14 protein-coding genes and 1 pseudogene are annotated in these 17,458 nt (G+C 50.3%); 6 read left to right on the forward strand and 9 right to left on the reverse strand.

What is annotated here, in order from left to right:
• Positions 1 to 2: 2 nt before the first annotated feature.
• The 4 genes and pseudogenes from SR894_RS08220 to SR894_RS08235 form a co-directional block, all read right to left on the reverse strand.
• Entirely contained in the window at positions 3 to 1,874 is a 1,872-nt protein-coding gene (locus SR894_RS08220) for a site-specific integrase (protein WP_223288854.1), read from the reverse strand.
• Positions 1,874 to 3,658: a site-specific integrase gene (locus SR894_RS08225; RefSeq protein ID WP_223288853.1), complete on the reverse strand. Its 1,785-nt coding sequence runs from the start codon at positions 3,656 to 3,658 to the stop codon at positions 1,874 to 1,876. The genes SR894_RS08220 and SR894_RS08225 overlap by 1 nt, the downstream gene beginning before the upstream one ends.
• Complete coding sequence (locus SR894_RS08230; RefSeq protein ID WP_223288852.1) at positions 3,658 to 5,001, reverse strand: site-specific integrase; 1,344 nt, start codon at positions 4,999 to 5,001, stop codon at positions 3,658 to 3,660. Before SR894_RS08230 ends, SR894_RS08225 begins: the two co-directional genes overlap by 1 nt.
• 69 nt (positions 5,002 to 5,070) lie before the next feature.
• Positions 5,071 to 5,385 (reverse strand): annotated as a pseudogene (locus SR894_RS08235) (toprim domain-containing protein); the annotation flags it as partial.
• A gap of 189 nt (positions 5,386 to 5,574) precedes the next feature.
• Between SR894_RS08235 and SR894_RS08240 the strand changes: the two are divergent.
• Positions 5,575 to 6,813 (forward strand): ABC1 kinase family protein, encoded by a 1,239-nt coding sequence (locus SR894_RS08240; protein ID WP_133730609.1) that lies wholly within the window; start codon positions 5,575 to 5,577, stop codon positions 6,811 to 6,813.
• 12 nt (positions 6,814 to 6,825) lie between these two features.
• On the opposite strand, the gene SR894_RS08245 is transcribed toward SR894_RS08240, so the two are convergent.
• On the reverse strand, positions 6,826 to 7,419 hold the full coding sequence (locus SR894_RS08245; protein WP_133730610.1) for a GNAT family N-acetyltransferase: 594 nt from the start codon (positions 7,417 to 7,419) through the stop codon (positions 6,826 to 6,828).
• Positions 7,420 to 7,563: 144 nt separating this feature from the next.
• On the opposite strand from SR894_RS08245, the gene SR894_RS08250 reads away from it, so the two are divergent.
• Positions 7,564 to 9,381 carry an SEC-C domain-containing protein gene (locus SR894_RS08250; protein WP_133730723.1) on the forward strand — a complete coding sequence of 606 codons (1,818 nt, stop codon included), beginning with the start codon at positions 7,564 to 7,566 and terminating at the stop codon, positions 9,379 to 9,381.
• 35 nt (positions 9,382 to 9,416) lie between these two features.
• Here the strand turns inward: SR894_RS08250 and SR894_RS08255 are convergent, their stop codons facing one another.
• Positions 9,417 to 10,778: an AmpG family muropeptide MFS transporter gene (locus SR894_RS08255; protein ID WP_133730611.1), complete on the reverse strand. Its 1,362-nt coding sequence runs from the start codon at positions 10,776 to 10,778 to the stop codon at positions 9,417 to 9,419.
• A gap of 140 nt (positions 10,779 to 10,918) precedes the next feature.
• On the opposite strand from SR894_RS08255, the gene SR894_RS08260 reads away from it, so the two are divergent.
• The 4 genes from SR894_RS08260 (at position 10,919) to SR894_RS08275 (ending at position 13,714) form a co-directional block, all read left to right on the forward strand.
• Positions 10,919 to 11,437 carry an FKBP-type peptidyl-prolyl cis-trans isomerase gene (locus SR894_RS08260; protein WP_133730612.1) on the forward strand — a complete coding sequence of 173 codons (519 nt, stop codon included), beginning with the start codon at positions 10,919 to 10,921 and terminating at the stop codon, positions 11,435 to 11,437.
• A gap of 272 nt (positions 11,438 to 11,709) precedes the next feature.
• Positions 11,710 to 11,865, forward strand: coding sequence for a cytochrome c oxidase subunit CcoM (gene ccoM, locus SR894_RS08265; protein ID WP_322535538.1), 156 nt, complete (start codon positions 11,710 to 11,712; stop codon positions 11,863 to 11,865).
• A 203-nt stretch (positions 11,866 to 12,068) separates the two neighbouring features.
• A complete protein-coding gene (locus SR894_RS08270; RefSeq protein WP_244286492.1) occupies positions 12,069 to 12,569 on the forward strand; it encodes a hypothetical protein in 501 nt (166 codons plus the stop codon).
• A 32-nt stretch (positions 12,570 to 12,601) separates the two neighbouring features.
• Positions 12,602 to 13,714, forward strand: coding sequence for a GGDEF domain-containing protein (locus tag SR894_RS08275; protein WP_133730613.1), 1,113 nt, complete (start codon positions 12,602 to 12,604; stop codon positions 13,712 to 13,714).
• Here SR894_RS08275 and SR894_RS08280 read toward each other — a convergent pair.
• From SR894_RS08280 to SR894_RS08290, 3 genes are read right to left on the reverse strand one after another with little or no spacing between them, the layout of a single operon-like run.
• The gene (locus SR894_RS08280) at positions 13,698 to 14,165 is read right to left on the reverse strand and encodes a group I truncated hemoglobin (protein ID WP_133730614.1); all 468 of its coding nucleotides are present in this window, start codon (positions 14,163 to 14,165) and stop codon (positions 13,698 to 13,700) included. The genes SR894_RS08275 and SR894_RS08280 overlap by 17 nt on opposite strands.
• Before the next feature lie 10 nt (positions 14,166 to 14,175).
• Complete coding sequence (locus SR894_RS08285) at positions 14,176 to 15,066, reverse strand: DUF3034 family protein (RefSeq protein ID WP_227405000.1); 891 nt, start codon at positions 15,064 to 15,066, stop codon at positions 14,176 to 14,178.
• Positions 15,063 to 17,432 (reverse strand): bifunctional diguanylate cyclase/phosphodiesterase, encoded by a 2,370-nt coding sequence (locus SR894_RS08290; protein ID WP_223288851.1) that lies wholly within the window; start codon positions 17,430 to 17,432, stop codon positions 15,063 to 15,065. Before SR894_RS08290 ends, SR894_RS08285 begins: the two co-directional genes overlap by 4 nt.
• Positions 17,433 to 17,458: the final 26 nt, after the last annotated feature.

The raw sequence follows: 17,458 nt of genomic DNA on the forward strand, positions 1-17,458 counted from the left end.
GTTTAAAATTCCTCTTTGCTAAATGCTACAAAGCCGAGGTTGTGTTCTGAAAGCACTTTTTCAATAGACCGAATTTCATAGTATATTTTTGACATTATGTTAGGTATGTCTATACCGCTAGAATAGATTTCTTCATATTTTATAATTAATTTATCTCTTACAGTAACTAATGACTTGGCTTTTTCAACTGTCACAACCTTGTATTGACATACAGCCATATCACATATCCTATCACAATCTGGATTCGTGCAATATCCACCGGGATGCTCAATGATAGATAGTCGTCCTTCCTCAACTTGGTTACGTATTTCTTCTTTACTTAGATATATTGTTGAATCTCCTTCTGTCCGAAGATTTTTAATTCTCCTACCTTCTGGGCCTGCTAACGTTTCAGCTTCATTGTAGAGATGGTACAAAATATCAGTCATGTAATTTTTATTTTCACCTGCTATTTCGTTTTGAAGGTCGTTATCAATAATCATATCAAGGTAAGAGGCAATGTTGGCTTGGTTTGCATACCAAGCGGTCATCGCTATGTTTATGTGCTTAAACTGATATTTTATATCCAATAGAGAAGCTAATTTGTTGCGTACCAAGTAAACAGCAAAAGTACGCCGAAAACAGTGAGGGTGGACTTCTAATATGTCGCCTGTTTTCAATTCACCTGTTCGCGTAGGGTTTAAGAGATTGAATTCTTTTACTTCTTCCTTATTTGCACGATAGTCTAGTGAACGCACGAACTTTCTAAGAGAATGAGCGAGTGACTGCTTTCCTGCTTTAGGTGTATTAGCCGTTGTGTATGGAAGTGTTAAGAACAAACTATTCACATCGTTTAAAACTCTATCTCTTTCATCTTTATGCTGTATATTTGCTGCTCGATTCAACCATTTTTCACGAGCAAAGCCGAAAGCATCCCACAAAAGCTCAATAGCTTTTTTTACACTCGGAATAGTAACCCATGAGGTTTGCCTCTCAACGCCGCCTACGTTAGGCTTAGTATGCTTTCCGTTAAGAATAGATACTGTAAAGCCTGCATATTTTTTTTCTTGGTATGATTCGATATTAAAAGCTTTGATTTCACTGTCCCTGCACCCTGTGAAAGCAGCAATAACGATATAGCACGCCCCTCTTAATTTTGATAGCCAAGCGCCGCTATAGTCAAAAGTAATATCTAAACCATTAGGTGCGCTTTTTACATTTTTAAGGGCATACTTAATGCGCGTCCTAACTGCTGAGTATTTTCCAATCGATATTTCGTATTCGCTAGTATACTCATCATAAGACGCAGATATTTGATGCCTGTATGGGTGTAGTTTTTCAACGAAACTGAGAGCTTCGCTGTAGTAAGCTGAAGCTATTTTTTCAGGCAAACAAACAGACTGTGAAAAAGTATCACCATGTGGTGCTAAATAAATAGATAGTTTTTCAAAATTATCGATCTTTCGAGTTATGATGCCTTCATTTTGAGCATGGGTGACAAAAATAAGGTGATTTTTCCATGTTTTATACTTAAGATTTCTTTTTTTAGCTTCTTCTAGAAAAACTCTATAGTTATGGTCATTATTTATAAAGCCAAAATCGCTTCCGCCACAAGCTGTGATGCAACGCTCAAATATTGCGGCACCTGATAATAGATTTTCAATAGAGCTTTTCTGAGAGCTAAGTGTTGTTTTGTTAAGAAGATTGTAAACAATTTCTTTGGCGCTAGACTTAAAGTTTCCGGTAAGCATGCTGAAAGAAATGTTGAAGTTGAGTGACCATATAATCCATTTGTCAGATATGTAATAACTATAAGGTTGTCCATCGGAGTCGTAAGACACTATAACATCGCTGGAGTTGTTGTATAGCTCTTTGGTTTTAAGTTTTTGGTTCATTAGTAAATGTCCAGCATGAGTTCAATGTCGTTAGTGTCTTGCCAAAGAGGGTGTGGTGCATCTAAGTATTTTTGATAAGCCTCAAAGTAAACAGCTTCGTGTTTATCTCTCATTCGTTCAATAATAACCTGAACAGTATTGCTAACTTTATGCAGTAAGCTTGTTGGTTTTGAGTTGATAGATGGGGTCGTAATAGACTCTAATATAACATCGCTGAATGATAGTAGTAACCATATATCTTCTACTTCTGCTACCACTGCATGATGCATGCAACCAAAACACTCTAAAAACTTATGGCAAGCAACAAGCTCCGATTCGTTGGCAATTCCTTCTTTAATTAACGCATTTTTTATCTTAATGGATTTTTCTTCAAAGGCTCCGCCGCATCTTAAACCGTTTGATAGTTTCTTGTATTTAGTGTCTGCATTGCTTTCTTTGATGGGGTCTTTGAAGATGAAAGCACTGTCTTTTATTGCTTTATCTAACGGTGTTCCTAACGCAGTTTGCTCACGTACGTATAGCGCAGAAGCCAATGAAAATTCAGTAGTTACTGGATCTCCATTAGCGTAATGCTTAGATGCGGTTGCTACAGAGTTATTTAGCCCTTGAGCAACCATGAATATGCTTTCTGTCGCTCTCATTATAAGAGAGGCCTTCGTCTTTCTAAATCTTTGGCTTCTAAATGAAGGAATGTCAAAGCTGTTGATGTATTTGTTAAGAGAGCTAGCGTTACTGCTAGTCATTTTTGATGGCTCATTCTTAGACAGGTTTGGAAATATATAGCCATCCTTGTATGAGTTTAGCTTTTTGCTGATTCTGAGCCATCTATCAAAAAAGATTTTACCTTTTTTGGTAAAGCCAGCTCCTATTTTGTTTGTTTTACCTGATTGTCTTCCTTTTACTGTTTTTAGTGTGTAGGTTCCGCGAGAAATATCTTGGAAAGGCTCTTCAGTGATATCTGATATTTTTAATTCAAGAAGAGGGTTAGAGTTTATACCAGTATGTAAGCAGGTAATGAAATATGCAGCTCTAACTAAGTCAGTTTTCCATATACTAGAACTGTTTCTGTATGTTGTGTGTCTTATTGCACTGCCGTTGCTGATGAACTTAAAAGAGCCATCTTCATTTTTTTCATTATAAAGTGGAAATGTTGTTGGTGTGGTACCGTATTCTATATGTTTTGCGTAATTATTGAAGATGGTGTAAAGAGCCGAGGCTATTTTTTTAAGCTCAGCATCTGTGTATGGCTTTGTAGGTTCATTGTCTGCTGGGAAAACTGTAAATATATTTTCACATTGCTCATAAAGAACGATATCTAGTTCTTTTATTAATGATTTAATGGCGTTCTGGCGAGAGGATATGCTTTTTCCTTTTACACCTTTTTTATATAATTTTACAAGCTCGTTGATATACTGAGATACAGCATCAAAGCTAAAAAAATTTTCAATACCTTCTGAGTCCATCATTCTAATAAATGACACGGTCTCTCGAAATATATTGATTTTAGTTCTATCAGTTTTGTCCATGCTGTGGATTGCGTTGCAAATTTTAATAGCCGTCAACTTTCTATTCGCATCAACAATGGAGGGCTGGTCTTTATTGTGGTATATACGCCGTCCCTCCATTGGAAGAACAGGGCAGCCTATGTAAAGCAACCGTTCAAAATTAGCGGTACTATGTCCATCTGTAATGAATTTGTCGTTTAGGTTTATACTGACTATATCTTCACCAACGATTGATGTTACTGCTGATATTTTTCTTCTGCTTTCTTTTAGAAAAGCCATTAATATTCACCGCTTTCAAGAATTATGTCTGTGGCTATTTCATGAATTTCATTAGCCGTAACTACCTCCTCTGAAAGCTTGAGATAGCCCAGTAGTGTGGCTCTGCTTTTGTGCCCCATCACAGACTGGAGATAGTCGAGGGCTTTTCCTTCTTTTATTCCTGAATTTAATAATTCTTTTAATCTTTCGATAGCATAGGTAGAGCGTAAATTATGGAATTTATGGCTAAAATTTGGAAGTTCGTTTTTAATAGCATTTCTTAGCTCACCCCATCGTGCATCAATACTTTTAGGTGAATATGGTTTGCCTAGTTGGTTTAAGAGCAGTGGGGGGCCATATTTATCTTCAGGATTGCTTTCCTCATATAGTTTCCTGCGCTGTATATATCGGGCTGAGTTGGTATAGTGATAAAGCCGTTGCATTAATTCGGAAGGAATTTCAGCTATCCTTACCGTACCATTTTTAGTTGCCACACCCGCCCTTGGGTCAAGAGTTAAACCATCAGCGTTGATCAGGTAGTTCTTCCTCAGTTGTTCTGAGTTAGGCTTGTAAATTGCATTTATGGGAAGGGTTATAATTTCTGATCTTCTCAATCCACAGTATCGGCTTAGCTCGATTGCAATTTTGAACTCCTGAGATAACGCAACGCTCTTTGTATTATTGCCTCTGTTAGAAACTCCAGTTTGAAGCTCCTTATAGAATTTTTCAGCCACGCGCCATTCCTGATGGTTCAATGGGAGCAGTTTGCGTGATAGGCCATAATAGCTCGTATCATTTGGTAGCTTTAATCTTAGATCAGTGGTGTCCACATGAACCAATGTTTTTCTCATGTACTCATGTGACCCACTCGTATTGACTTTGACTATCTCGTACTTAAACGGTGGGTATTCAAATGGGTGATTTCTAGCTAGATAAAATTTATAAAACTTGATCACTACGCCCATATAGCTATTGGCAGTAGATTTAGCTATATCTCCATTTTTATATGCTTCACGCAGGTGCTTCTTAAACCCATAGGTAGGTCTTTTTCTAAGGGCGGCAGGCATAGTGTCCCAAGCCATGCCTGTATCATTTAGGAACGTAAAATAGTGAAGTAATGCCTGGGCTTGCGTGTTAACCATTTTCTTGCGCAAATTGGCTTTTAAATGAATGAGCCAAATGTTCGCAACACTAATACTGACACCGTCATCTTTATACAAAAGAGGAAGTTTTCCTAGAGAGTTGCCGGTTCCTTCAAAGCATATCGATAGCTCTCCGGTGCCGCTATCAATCTCTCTGTTAATTTGCTGATCTACAATTAAGTCAGGAATTTCCCATAGCACTATGCCCACATGACCACCCATGCTGTTATTTCACTATTTCATAGATTGTAAACGTAACAATCGCTTTCAATAGAAAAATCGTAACAGTGCTCGGTCGGGGTCGCCGGCGTGAACCACATCGGTGGCTTGTTTGATCAGCTTGCGAATTACTGCCAGTTGGCCCCGCGCTTTGGGGCGCGGCATCAGTTTCCACTGCTGCGGCACAATGGGTAGACGGTCAAGTCGCCACTGTTTATCTGCGGGGTCGTAGGCTTCCGGCGGCGCTTGCTCTAATAAGTGCCCAAGGCACCAAGTGACCGTGGTATCGCCACACACCATCGCGCCATCCTGGCGTTTGCTATAGCCCGGTAACGCCTCGGCAATGGCTTGGGCGAGGCTGGGTTTTTCGGCAATTATCAGGCGCATAGCAGCGAAGCCTTCATCGTATCCTTTGATGTGCCTATGGTAGCAGACACATTGATCTATATAGAGCAAGGAGTCGTAGGGGGATGTATAGTGATGCTAAATATTTCCAAAGATATTTAGATGTATATATCTTGTATAAATAGTTAGGCTTAGTTAAGTGGCGAGTTGAGTAACCAGGAGATACAGCAAATGCGTGATCGAGGCAGAACACGGCGTTTAATGGGATTGGGCGCACGCACCGGTGGGGCGTTGCTGAAAACTCGTTTAGGCGGTCAAGCGGATTGGCGTGCCCTGGGCGAAGCGCTGTTTGAGGGGCTTTCAGAGCTAAAAGGCCCGGCCATGAAGCTGGCTCAAATTATGTCCCAGTGGGATGACCTGTTGCCTCCTGATCTCGCCGAGGAGCTTGCCCGCTTGCAGCGGCAGGCGGAACCCATGCCCTGGCCACGTATTCATGAAGCGCTGATTCAGCAATATGGCGACATTGACCACTATTTTAGCGAAGTCGAGGAGCGCCCCTTTGCCAGCGCCTCCATGGGGCAGGTTCACCGCGCGACCACCCACGAGGGCGAAACGGTGGTGCTCAAGGTTCAGTATCCTGGCCTTGCTGAAGTGTTGGAGAGCGATTTAATCCAGGTGCGGCGCATTATGCGTTTAGGACGCTGGTTTAAAGTACCCCAGGCGCGCTTGGACGCCCTGTTTGAAGAGCTCGCCGAGAGCCTGCGTGGGGAACTGGATTACTACGCCGAAGCCGATGCCCTGGCCCGCTATCGTGAGCGCTATAAGGATGATCCGCGGCTTGTGATTCCCGAGCCTTTGCCAGCGCTCTCTGGCCCCCATGTGCTGGCGATGCGCTATGTGGAAGGGACGCCATTGCGCGAATTAACCGATGCAGATGACGCGACGCGCCAGGGTATTGCCCAAACGCTGGCCGATTGGATTACCCAAGAACTGTTTACTTACGGCGAACTACACGCAGACCCCCATGCGGGCAATTTCGCTGCTGATGGTCAGGGACGGCTGGTGATTTACGATTTAGGTGCGGTGATTGCCGTGCCAGATGCGCGCTTGAAAGCAATGATGCAACTGCTTGATGCCACGTTGAAACATGATGCGATGGGCATGGACGAAGCCTTGATGCAGATGGGCGGACGCCAGGGGCAGGGGGCGCCGCTAGCACTGTATCGAGAGTCCGCCGAATGTATCGCGCCACTGTTTGAGCCGGGGGAGCAGGATTTCAGCGATGTTAGGGTGCACCGCCGCTTACGCGAGCTAACCCCTAAGGTGTGGGCGGCGATGGATCGCCTGCAGCCCCCTGCAGATACGCTGCTGCTCTCCCGGGCGCTGAACGGCCACTACTGGAATTTAGTGCGCTTAGGGGCGCGGTTGGATATGCATGAGCGAACCCGACCATTGCTTGAGTGGGCATAAACGAGTAATTGCCTAACTAAGAGGCTTTAGCCAAAACACCATTGGCTTATGGCTTTCCGTCTGCTCGCCAATATCTCGCCAAGCGAAGGTGGTGGCTAGCTCGCCGTGGCGCTGGTAGCCATGGGCGTTCCAGAAACCGTGAAGCGGTTGGTAGTCGGCAGGCTTATAGGGATGATCAATTGGCCGCTCTACCGCACAAAAAGCCGCTAAATCAAAGCCCTGTTGTTTTGCGTGGGCTTCTCGTTCGGCCAAAAAGCGCTTACCCGTTCCGCTGCCCCGGTAGCTGTGAAGCAACACGGATTCTCCATAATAGAAGACGCGCTCGGGCTTGATACCGTTAGTCTCAAACGGCTGGCGGAATTCGTCGACTTCATCCTGCAGAGGCTGTCCGGTGGCGGCCCCCACCAGTTCTTCTCCGTCGAAGGCCAGTACGAATAAGCTATTCGGGTTCTCTGCATAGCGACCTAAATACTCCGCTTCGTAGCTGAGTTCGCCATCGTAGAGGTAGGGGAAATCGCGAAATACCCGAATGCGAAGACGGGCAAGCGCTGGCAAATGGGGGGATATCGCCTGACCTTGGCAGAGAATAACTGTCACTTCGCTCATTGCATCGCTCCAGCCGATTCAAACGCTGCATGGTTCGCTCAAATCGCTGCACTTTAGCAGCCCTTACGGTCGTCGCCAATCCTCTCTGCGGGAACCCTAAGGGTCATGCTAAACTATGCCGCTTTTAACACAGTGGAGACGGCAATGCTGGCGGTATGGGTCGATCAGCTGCTGGGATTTGCCTCCGGGGCACTCTCGGCAATCAGGCAACAAGAACACTATCCGGATTTTATGACCTGGGTGCGCGCCAAAGGCGCGGATTCTTTTGAAGGCGATGTGGCTATGGCCCAGGCGCTGGCGCCGGTGCTATGGTCGCAAACCCCGCTGGAGAGGCTCGACTTTGCCTGTGAGCCCCTCGCCACGCCAGGGCGTAATGAACCTTGCTGGTGCGACTCCGGGCGCAAATTCAAACAGTGTTGCTACCAGATCGAGTTTCCTACCGAGATTCCCGATCAGATGATGTGGATGCTCTCGCTACGCGAATGGAAGGGCGCCACCCTGAAGGCCGCGCTGGAAAGCCAACAGGCACCGGCTCAAGCGCTCCTGGAAGCCGGGCTGATTGCCGCTGAAAGTGGCCAGACGGGCCGCGCTATGCAAATCCTTGAATCGCTGTTCGATGGCAGCGATTGGTCACGGCTGCCCGAACAGGCCGAACCCGCCTTTGAAATCCTGCTGGATATTTACCAAGAGCGCGGCTTTAGCCGTAAACGCGCCGACCTGCTTGATGACGTGATGGAGCGGGGGCCGCTGTTCTTACGCGGCGTGGCTCTTGAGCGTTTATGTTTGATGCACCTGGATAACGATGACCTGGATAGTGCCCGCGGTGCCTTTGTAAAGGCCCAGCAGGCGCTGCCCGATTCGCCAACGCTGGCCTACATTGAAGCCATGCTGTTACTGCATGAAGGCCACGAACAGGAAGCCAAAGAGCGCGCCAACTTCTGGTATCGCCGACTGGTTCGCCAGGGTGATCTGGATGAAGATCAGCTGGATTTCTTAGCCGCGTTGGCGGAAAACCCCGGCGCGACGCTTGCCGATCAACTGCTGAGTGCGGAAGAGGATCTGGCCACACCGCTGGTGGCGCTTCAGGCATTGTTAGCCGCGCTGCCCACTGCCCCCAAAATTGATGTGAGCGCCGACCCTGAAAGTGGCCGATTGCTTTACAACACCAGTGCACGTGAAGCGACGCTGTTTGCCGCCTGGCACGAGCAGTTTCAGGTGCTGGTGGATGAAGACGTAGCGCTGGGCTTCCGCGATGACCCTTGGGGCAACGCCATTGAGTGGATGTCGGCACTCTGTGCACATCCCGAGTGGCTGGACGCCCCCCAGGTAGTGCAAGACTTAACGTTGGCGCTCACCAGCCGCTTTGGCAGTCTGCCGTGGATGGCCCCAAGCCTGCTGGAACCACTGGCGCTGCGCCTATCGAGGTGGTTGGAACAAGCCCGCGCCGAAGGCGACGGCAACCTTTGCTGGGACGATGCCAACAACGCCATGTTGCTACGCACGGGGCTAGCGTTGGTGGTCGGTATGGAGCGCGGGGCGCGACAGCACTCCAGGGAGCTCGCCGAGGAGCTACTGCTGATTGACCAGGAGGATAGCCTGGGCCTGCGCGAGTTGGTGCTTGATCAACTGCTGCGTGATGATCGCAACGAGGAGGCGTTGGCGCTTGCGGAAGAGAGCGACGACGACGGCTCGCTGGTGCTCGGGCTGCTGATGGGCAAAACCCTGGCGCTCTATCGATTAGAGCAGCATGAAGCGGCAGAAGCGGCGCTAGGCGATGTGCTTGGCCATAACCGCTACGCGTTAGAGCTGATTTGTGCCGAAAATCCTCGGCCGTCCATGCCTCACCCGGATGGCCAGGTTGACCCCGGCACCCGGGCGGAAGCATGGCAGTACCGCACCTTGATGCGCGATCAGTGGCGCACTACACCAGGGGCGTTGGACTGGTTGGAAGCCCACCGCTAGTCTAAACCTTCACTCGGCTAATCCTTCAAGCCTGATCAAGCAGGCTTGGGGGTGGGCACTAATTGTTTGTCTCGGCTGATCCAGATCGCCAATACAATCGCCGGTATGCCTAGCAGTGTGGCGATTACAAAAAAGCTAGGGTAGCCCTGAGCAGTGACTACCAGCCCGCCAAAACCGCTTAAAAATTTCCCTGGCAGTGTCATTAATGACGAGAACAGCGCGTACTGCGTGGCGGTGTAGGCGCGGGATGTGAGACTGGAGAGAAAGGCGATAAACACCGCGCTCGCTAAGCCGTTGGCAAGGTTATCGCCGATAATCGTGACCACCAGCATGGGCAGCTGGTTACCCACCACGGCAAGCACCGCAAACAGCAAGTTCGTTACCATTACCAACCCCGCGCCGAAGATCAGCAGCGGGCCGATGCCGTAGCGGGCCACGAAAAGCCCGCCTAACATCCCGCCAGTAATGCTCATCGCAATGCCAAATATATTGGTCACGTTGGCAATCTCTGCCAGCGAAAAGCCCAGGTCGATATACAGCGGATTGGCCATGGAGGCCATGGCTAAATCGCTGATTCTAAATACGGCAATAAATACCAAAATCCACAGCGCTTTCACCCCATAGCGGCTAAAGAAATCGGTAAAGGGGCAGACCAGCGCGCCAATGCTCCAGGCACCCAGGCGGCGTAACAGTTTGGGTTTGCCCCGGCTGGCGCGAATAAACGCCCGCACCTTAGGTTCGTGGATAAGTTGAATAGAGAGGGAGGCGCGCTTTGGCTCAGGGCGTAGCAGCACGGTAAGTACGCCAATGCTCATCAGCGCCGCCATGCTCATATACGCCACATCCCAAGAGGCCGACGCTGCGATATACAGCGCGCCGGCACCGGCGGCAAGTAAGCCACCGCGATAGCCAATAATATAGGTCGAGGCCATGGCGGCCTGAACATTGTCGTCGGCGGACTCAATACGATAGGCGTCGATAGCGATATCTTGCGTCGCTGAGCCAAACGCTACTAGCAGTGCAAAGAGAGCCACCCAGCCGAGATTACCCACCGGGCTCAAACCGGCTAGCCCCACTAACCCTGCAACGATCAACCCCTGGGCTAACAGCATCCAGCCGCGACGCTGGCCGAATGCGCGGGTCAATATCGGGAGCGCTAAACGATCCACCACGGGCGCCCAGAAAAACTTGATCGAGTAGAGCATGCCAATCCAGGCAAAAAAGCCAATTGCAGCTACCTCCACGCCGTCGCTGCGCAGCCAGGCGGAGAGTGTTGAAAACACCAGCAAAAAGGGCAGGCCTGCGGAAAACCCCAAAAACAGCATGGTGATAACGGGCGCACGAAAATAAACAGCCAGCGCAGCAAGCCAACTGCGTTGGGGGGTGGGGCTTAACATTAAACGCTACTCCTGGTGGAAAGACGCTGGCAACGGCCAAGTGATAAACTGAAGCAGTGTTTCTATTACAAAGTTCTATCACAAAGTTCTATCACAAAGTTCTATCACAAAACCGACAGCTTACCGGAGAGGAGTTTTTCATGTCGATTACGGCGCATCAGGTAGTTACCTTGCACTATGTTCTTAGCGACGTGCTCAACGATGGCAGCAAGCAGGTATTGGACGACTCCCAGGCGCGCAATAAGCCGTTAGAGTACTTGCATGGTCACGACAATATCGTGCCTGGGTTGGAAAGGGCACTAGCAGGCCAAACAGCTGGCGCCGAGCTAAGCGTTCAGCTAATGCCCGCGGATGCCTACGGTGTGCGCAACGAGGCCCTGGTGCAAGAAGTCAGCCGCGGCTCTTTTGGTAACGCTGAGTTGGAGCCAGGCAGCCGCTTTCAAACCGAAGGCGAAGCCGGGCCGCAAATTGTCACGGTACTCGAAGTCGATGGCGACCGCGTCACTGTCGATACCAACCACCCCCTGGCCGGGCGCACGCTGAACTATAAAGTGACCATTTTAGACGTACGCGAAGCTACCCGTGCAGAGTTAGCCAAAGGCCACCCGTTACCGCCAGGTACCGAGCACAGCAAAGTCGAAGACCGCAAGGTGCTCTAGCAGCCTGTCGGACTTAACACTGATCTACTGCGAATCCCGGTATTTTGGCCAACTTTATTCGATCGATTTCGTTAAATAGCGCGCTATTCGCCTCAATCGATCGATAAATTTGGCTCAAAATCCGTGCTTCTCGCTACGATCGGCCAAGCCCGACAGGCTGCTAGGCTCATCACGCCCAAATATTGATCGGTATCAATTTCCTGTTTAACTGCCTTCTCCCGCCTGCCGTAACTTGACCCAGGTCAGCATTCTTCCGCCATTGAGTGACTAGTATGAACACATACATCACGGCGGGAGGATTCACCATGTATTGGGATGACACAATTATCTTCGGCTTAGCCTCCGTCGCGTTAGTAATCGCATTTATGGTGGGTTGGGTGGGCTTCGTGATTCGCGATCATCTTCGTAAAGGTGGACGCAAGAAGTAGCTTTCCCGGTTCATGTAAACCTTGTCAGGGGAGGGGGTTTGCTAACGTAGCAAGCCTCCTGTTGCCAGCCCATTATGGGCTGGCTTTTTTTTTGAAATCTCAAAATCGACTGGGTTGAAAGCACGTAGCGTGCGTTTAAGAGCAATGTAAAGCTTGCTCTGGTAAAGTTCTTTAAAAGAATTAACACACCAGGAAGCTTTGCCATGAACGTAGTTGCCTTACACCGCAGCCCATGGGGGCGTGTACGTGATCGATTGGCGTGCGCATTAATTGTCGTGGGCATAACACTTCCCGCGACTGCCTTTGCCCAGGCATTGAATATGATCAACAGAGATGTCACTCAAAAGGTCGCTTTAAGTGACTTGCACGCCATGTCCGATACGACGTTTACGCTTTATGACCCCTATCAGGGGCGTGAAGTAGAGATGCAGGGCGTAGAGTTTCGCGCCTTTCTGATTGAACAGTTTGGCGAAGTACCCCCGGCGCTTCACTTTACCGCCTGGGATGACTACGAGGTTACCCTAGAAGGGTGGGATGACCCTAACTGGTACCTGGTTAGCTCTGAGGATGGCGATCCGCTCACCATCCGTACGCGAGGCCCTGTGCGGCTAGTAGAGCGTGACTATGGTGATCGCGACGTAGAAAACCTGCGTGAGTTTAACGACTGGATCTGGATGATTCGTAGCATAGAGGCGAAGTGGTGACATCCAAACCCAAGCTAGCTGCGCAGCCAACGATGCAACCACGGCCTTTAGCTCGCCAGCATCGCTACATTACGTGGTTGTCGCTGAGCTTGATGAGCTTTTTGGCGCTTATGGTGCTGATAGTTTATGAATCGCGCTGGGTCTATCCCGAAATACAGGCGTACTTTAGCCAAACGGGGAGCCTTACAGGCCAGCAGCTCTCTACTCGGGCACGCGTCTACCTACAAGATGCCCAGTCCGAGCTGTTGAGCGATCAGCCAGAGCAAGAGGCGCTGGAGGCTGCCACCATGGATATTGACTTGGCTTACGGTTTAGCCGATATGCATATATATCGGCGTGAATATGCCTGTGCCGAGCCTAGTTTGACGGAGTTAGATCGGCTGGCGGCTTTGTTAGCGGCGCGCGACATTGACCGTATCGCGGCGGCGATGGCGTTGTTCGCACCGATTCAATGTTTAACCCACATTGAGATGGATCAGCTTGATCGCCGGGGGGCGGCGATTAATGATTTTTCAGAAAGTACCCGTCAGCATAGCCTAGTGCTGACTTACTCCAGTTTATTGATCTTTGTCATGGGGTTGTTGTTTTGGTGGCTTCACGAGCGCCAGTTACGGCGCACTGATCGCGCCACCCAGGAGACCTTCGAGTGGATGCAGCGTGCCATGCGCGACCCGCTCACCGGGATAGGCAATCGCAGCGCTTTGCACCAGGATGTGTTGGCGAAGCAGCATCAATCGTTGGGACTGATTCTGGTCGATATCGACTTCTTTAAACAGTACAACGATGCCTACGGGCACCCGCAAGGCGATACTCTCTTGCGTCAGTTGGCTGCATTGATTGGTAAAACGCTGAATGATAAAGCGCAGCTCTACCGCTTGGGAGGCGATGAGTTCGCGGCACTACTCCATTGCCCAGACATTGATACGCTAAAGAGCTACTGCCATCAGTTAATTGAAGGGCTGCGTGAAGCTGACTTTATGCATCCCGCCCATCCGGATAAAAAAGGCGTGACGTTAAGCGTAGGCGGCAGCTGTTTTGTGGCCGATGAAGCAACGTTTCCCTACGCTTACGAAGCCGCTGACAAAGCACTATACCGGGTAAAAACGATGGGTCGTGACGGCTGGCAGGTTACTGAAGACGCATAACGCCTGCGTACATGGGGGCGAGTCTGCCCAGCAGTTCATTACGCGCGCCAAGGGCAATACCTTCCTCCTGCATAGCCGCATCGAGATGTTCCACCAAGCGATTAAAGTGCACGTCTGTTAGCCCCATATGTTGATGAGCACGATCCATCGGCGGGCCTTCATAGCGGCAGGGGCCATCGCTTACATCGCATAGCTGGCTGGCCAGGGATTTAGCAAATAAATCGATATTGGTGTTAGCAAAAAACACCACTACTTCTGGGTCATCGGCAATTCGGTATAAGAGGTTCTCCACTACCGTATCGATAGTGTCCTGCCCGCCAAGCCGTTCGTAAAGCGTTGTCGATTGAGTGGCTGACTGATGAGTACAGCCTGCGAGTGAAAACGCCACCGCCATAAAGGTAAGCGCTATTAAACAACGGCGTGTACGGTAGTGTTTGCGTGGAAAGCTCATAGCGCCCCGCTTAAAAAGCTGCTTGAAGTGAAAGATAGCCGCCGCGTTGAGAGGGTAGGCCGGCAATATCGCCTAAGTCTAACCAGGCGCCTGTGAGTGATACGTGCTTATTGAAGAAATAGGCGCTGTAGAGACTTTGCCAATCATCCTCTTCAGCCACGCTTAGGTTATCGGGTTTCTGGCGATACTCCGCGCCGACAACCCATTGTGGGGTAATAAAAACGCCCACGCTCCCCTCAGCCATCCACGAGCGGCCACCCTGATCACCGCCGAAGCCGATTAGGCCGCCCTGGTTGGCATCGGTATTGCGCAGGGTGGCGTTGAGCAGCACATTGCGCCCGGCAACAGCGCTAAACAGCAGCTTGCTGGCGCTGAGATAAACATCGGTACCGCTTGCCTCATCGGCGCCGAGGGCGGTGGGAATGGTGCCATCAACCAGTCGTTTATGCTGCATCCCAACACTCCAAATGCCCCAAGGGTGATAGAGCACATCGCCGAGCAAGCGCACCTTGGCACCGTAAATATCCTGGCCTAGCTCGCCACCCAGGGTATCTAGGTCAAGCGTTTGACGCGCTACTGAGAGTTCAACACGGTCATAAACATTCAGGCTAGCGCCGGTCACCGTTAGCCGATAATCGTCCACCCAGGCGCGGGTAGCGGCGGCAGTGACGCCAATTTCCTGTTCGCTGGCGGTGCTGGTCAGCACTGCCCAAGGCGATAAACCGCCCCCTGCAGCTCCTTCAATGGCACTTACCCCACCGGTACCTACAATACGGCTACCGGCAGAGGAGGGTGCAGCGGCAAGCGCTAAACAGACCGCGATGCAGGGTGCAAGGTAGCCGGAAAGGGAGTGCCGAAAGGAGGCGGTTGGCGGCGAAAACATAGATTGAAATAACATCATGGCTTTCTCTGGAACGACTTGAGTATGGAAGACATCGGGTGGGGCAATGACAGCGGCGTAAAATTATCCAGCCAAGCAGGAAGTTCATCCGCTGGCATTGGTTTAGCAATCCAGTACCCCTGTAAATAGTCACAGCCAAGCTTGCTTAACAGCTCGGCGCTGGCGCGGTTCTCAACGCCTTCGGCGACTAAGCGCAGTCCTAAACTATGGCCCATTTCGATGGTCGAGCTGACAATGGTTAAGTCATCTTTTTGGGAGTCAATCGCCAGCACGAAAGACTTATCGATCTTGAGTTCATCCACGGGTAGACGTTTGATTTGCGCGAGGGAAGAGTAGCCAGTGCCGTAATCATCTATCGCAATACGCAGCCCTAGTTGGTTGAGCTCCATCAACGTGGCCATAGCGGCATCAACATCCTGCATAACGGCACTTTCAGTGACCTCGATACTCAGGCGGGCAGGGGCAAGGCGATAGCGTTCAAGTAGGCTGGCCAAATAAGTAGCTAGTTGGCGATCCATGACATCACTGGCGGAGAGATTAACCGCTACGGATAAATGATAACCACGTTGCTGCCAGGTATGCAGCTGAGCGCAGACATTGGCCAACATCCAGTGGCTAAGCATGCTGATACTTCCCGAGCGCTCGGCCAGGCTAATAAACTCATCGGGGGGTACAAAACCTAATGAGGGGTGGCGCCAGCGCATCAACGCTTCGCACTGATCGACACGGCCGTTACGGCTGTCTACTTTGGGTTGGTAGGCCATCCACAGTTCACCGTTGCCCACCGCATCCTGTAAATCCCGAATCAGGGTGAGCTGGCGCAAATGATGCTCATCCTGACCTTCCAGGTAGCGCTGGTGGTGGTGTCGGTGACGGCGTGCCATATCCAGTGCTATATCGGATCGCCGCAGCAGCAGTTGTGGGCTGTCGCCATGGTCGGGGTAGTTGGTTTCCCCTGCTGAAAGTGAGGGTGTGATGGGTGATTTATCAAGATCGATAGGGTGGTGCAGCGTAGTGAACAGTCGGGTACGCCAGGCAAAGTCGCTTCTTGACTGCTTGGCGAGCAGTAGTAGCTCATCACCATCAATCCGGTAGGCAGTACTCTCCGAGCCATCAAAGTGCTGCAAGCGTTTGGCCAGGGTGACCAGCACGTGATCCCCCAGCGCATAGCCGAAGGTGTCATTAATGTCGCGAAAGTTGTTAATCGCCAGGCGCAGAAGGGTAAACGGCTCGCCGCGTTTGATCAAAAGGCTGATATCTTCCTGGGCGCTGATGCGATTGGGCAGGTCGGTAAGTAAGTCGTGACGGGACTGATGATGAAGAGTGGACTCACGCTGAGCGATACCCTCCTGCATGGCCAGTAGTGTCGACGCTAAAAGCCCGGTTTCGCTTCGCTCTGTACCGATCGGTAACTCAGTGAAACGCTCTCCGCGCCCAATGCGCTGAGCCGCCTTCGCCAGTTCCATTAGCGGTTTGCTCATGCTCCGCGCGCTCCACATGGCTATGAGCACGGTAAACAGCAGAATCAGGGCAATGATCCCCAGCAGTTGCCACTGCAGCGAGCGGTAAGCGCCAAGCAACTCGTTGCGGGAGAGTTGTAACAATGCGTAGGTCTGGTTGAGGTCATCGGAATAGAGCTGAGTCGCGTAGGTCAGGTACTCGGCATCCGGCGTCATCTGGCTGTGTAAGGCATATTCGCCTTCGATTAGCTCATCGTCACGCCCGCTCATTAACTTCTGGGCCAGTTGCTCGGGATGAGAGCTGGCAAGATAGCTGATCTCGCCGTTATCGCGATAGTTGACTACGCTAATGTCCAACCCCGTTAGTGCATTAATCTCTTCCGTGACCGCTTCATTGATTAAAAAGCCCATACCCACCCAGCCAATCAGGTTGGGGGCACGCACTGGCAGCAGGGCAAACTCGTACGGCTGCCCTTCGGCGATGACGACGCTAACAGCTTCCCCTTCTTGGCTAGCCCGATCAAACAGCTGTGGGAAAGGCATTGGGCTATTTTGCGCGTGATGGCTGCTTGCCAAAATACGTCCGTCCAGGCCGCTAAGTAACACTATATCCGCCTTGGCTCGATCACCGTGGTTGGCCAATACGGAGTAGAGCGTTTCGGTGTCCTGGGTGGAAACGGCGCTTTTAAAACCGAAGTCATCGGCGAGGATGGCGACGTTATTAACTAACTGCTCACCACGTGTGTCCAGCAGTTGATCCAATACATTGGCACCCACTTCTAAACGTTGGGAGCCTTTTGCAACGACGTCGTTTTGGGTCGCACGAAGAAACGCCAAACCGGTGGCGAGCTGCGAGACAATCACCACTGTCAGTAGTACGAGCATCAGGCGCGTTCTAAAGCGCATAGCAACCTCACTAAGTGGCTGATCGC

The sequence above is a fragment of the Vreelandella neptunia genome (assembly GCF_034479615.1).
GTDB classification, from domain to species: Bacteria; Pseudomonadota; Gammaproteobacteria; order Pseudomonadales; family Halomonadaceae; genus Vreelandella; species Vreelandella neptunia.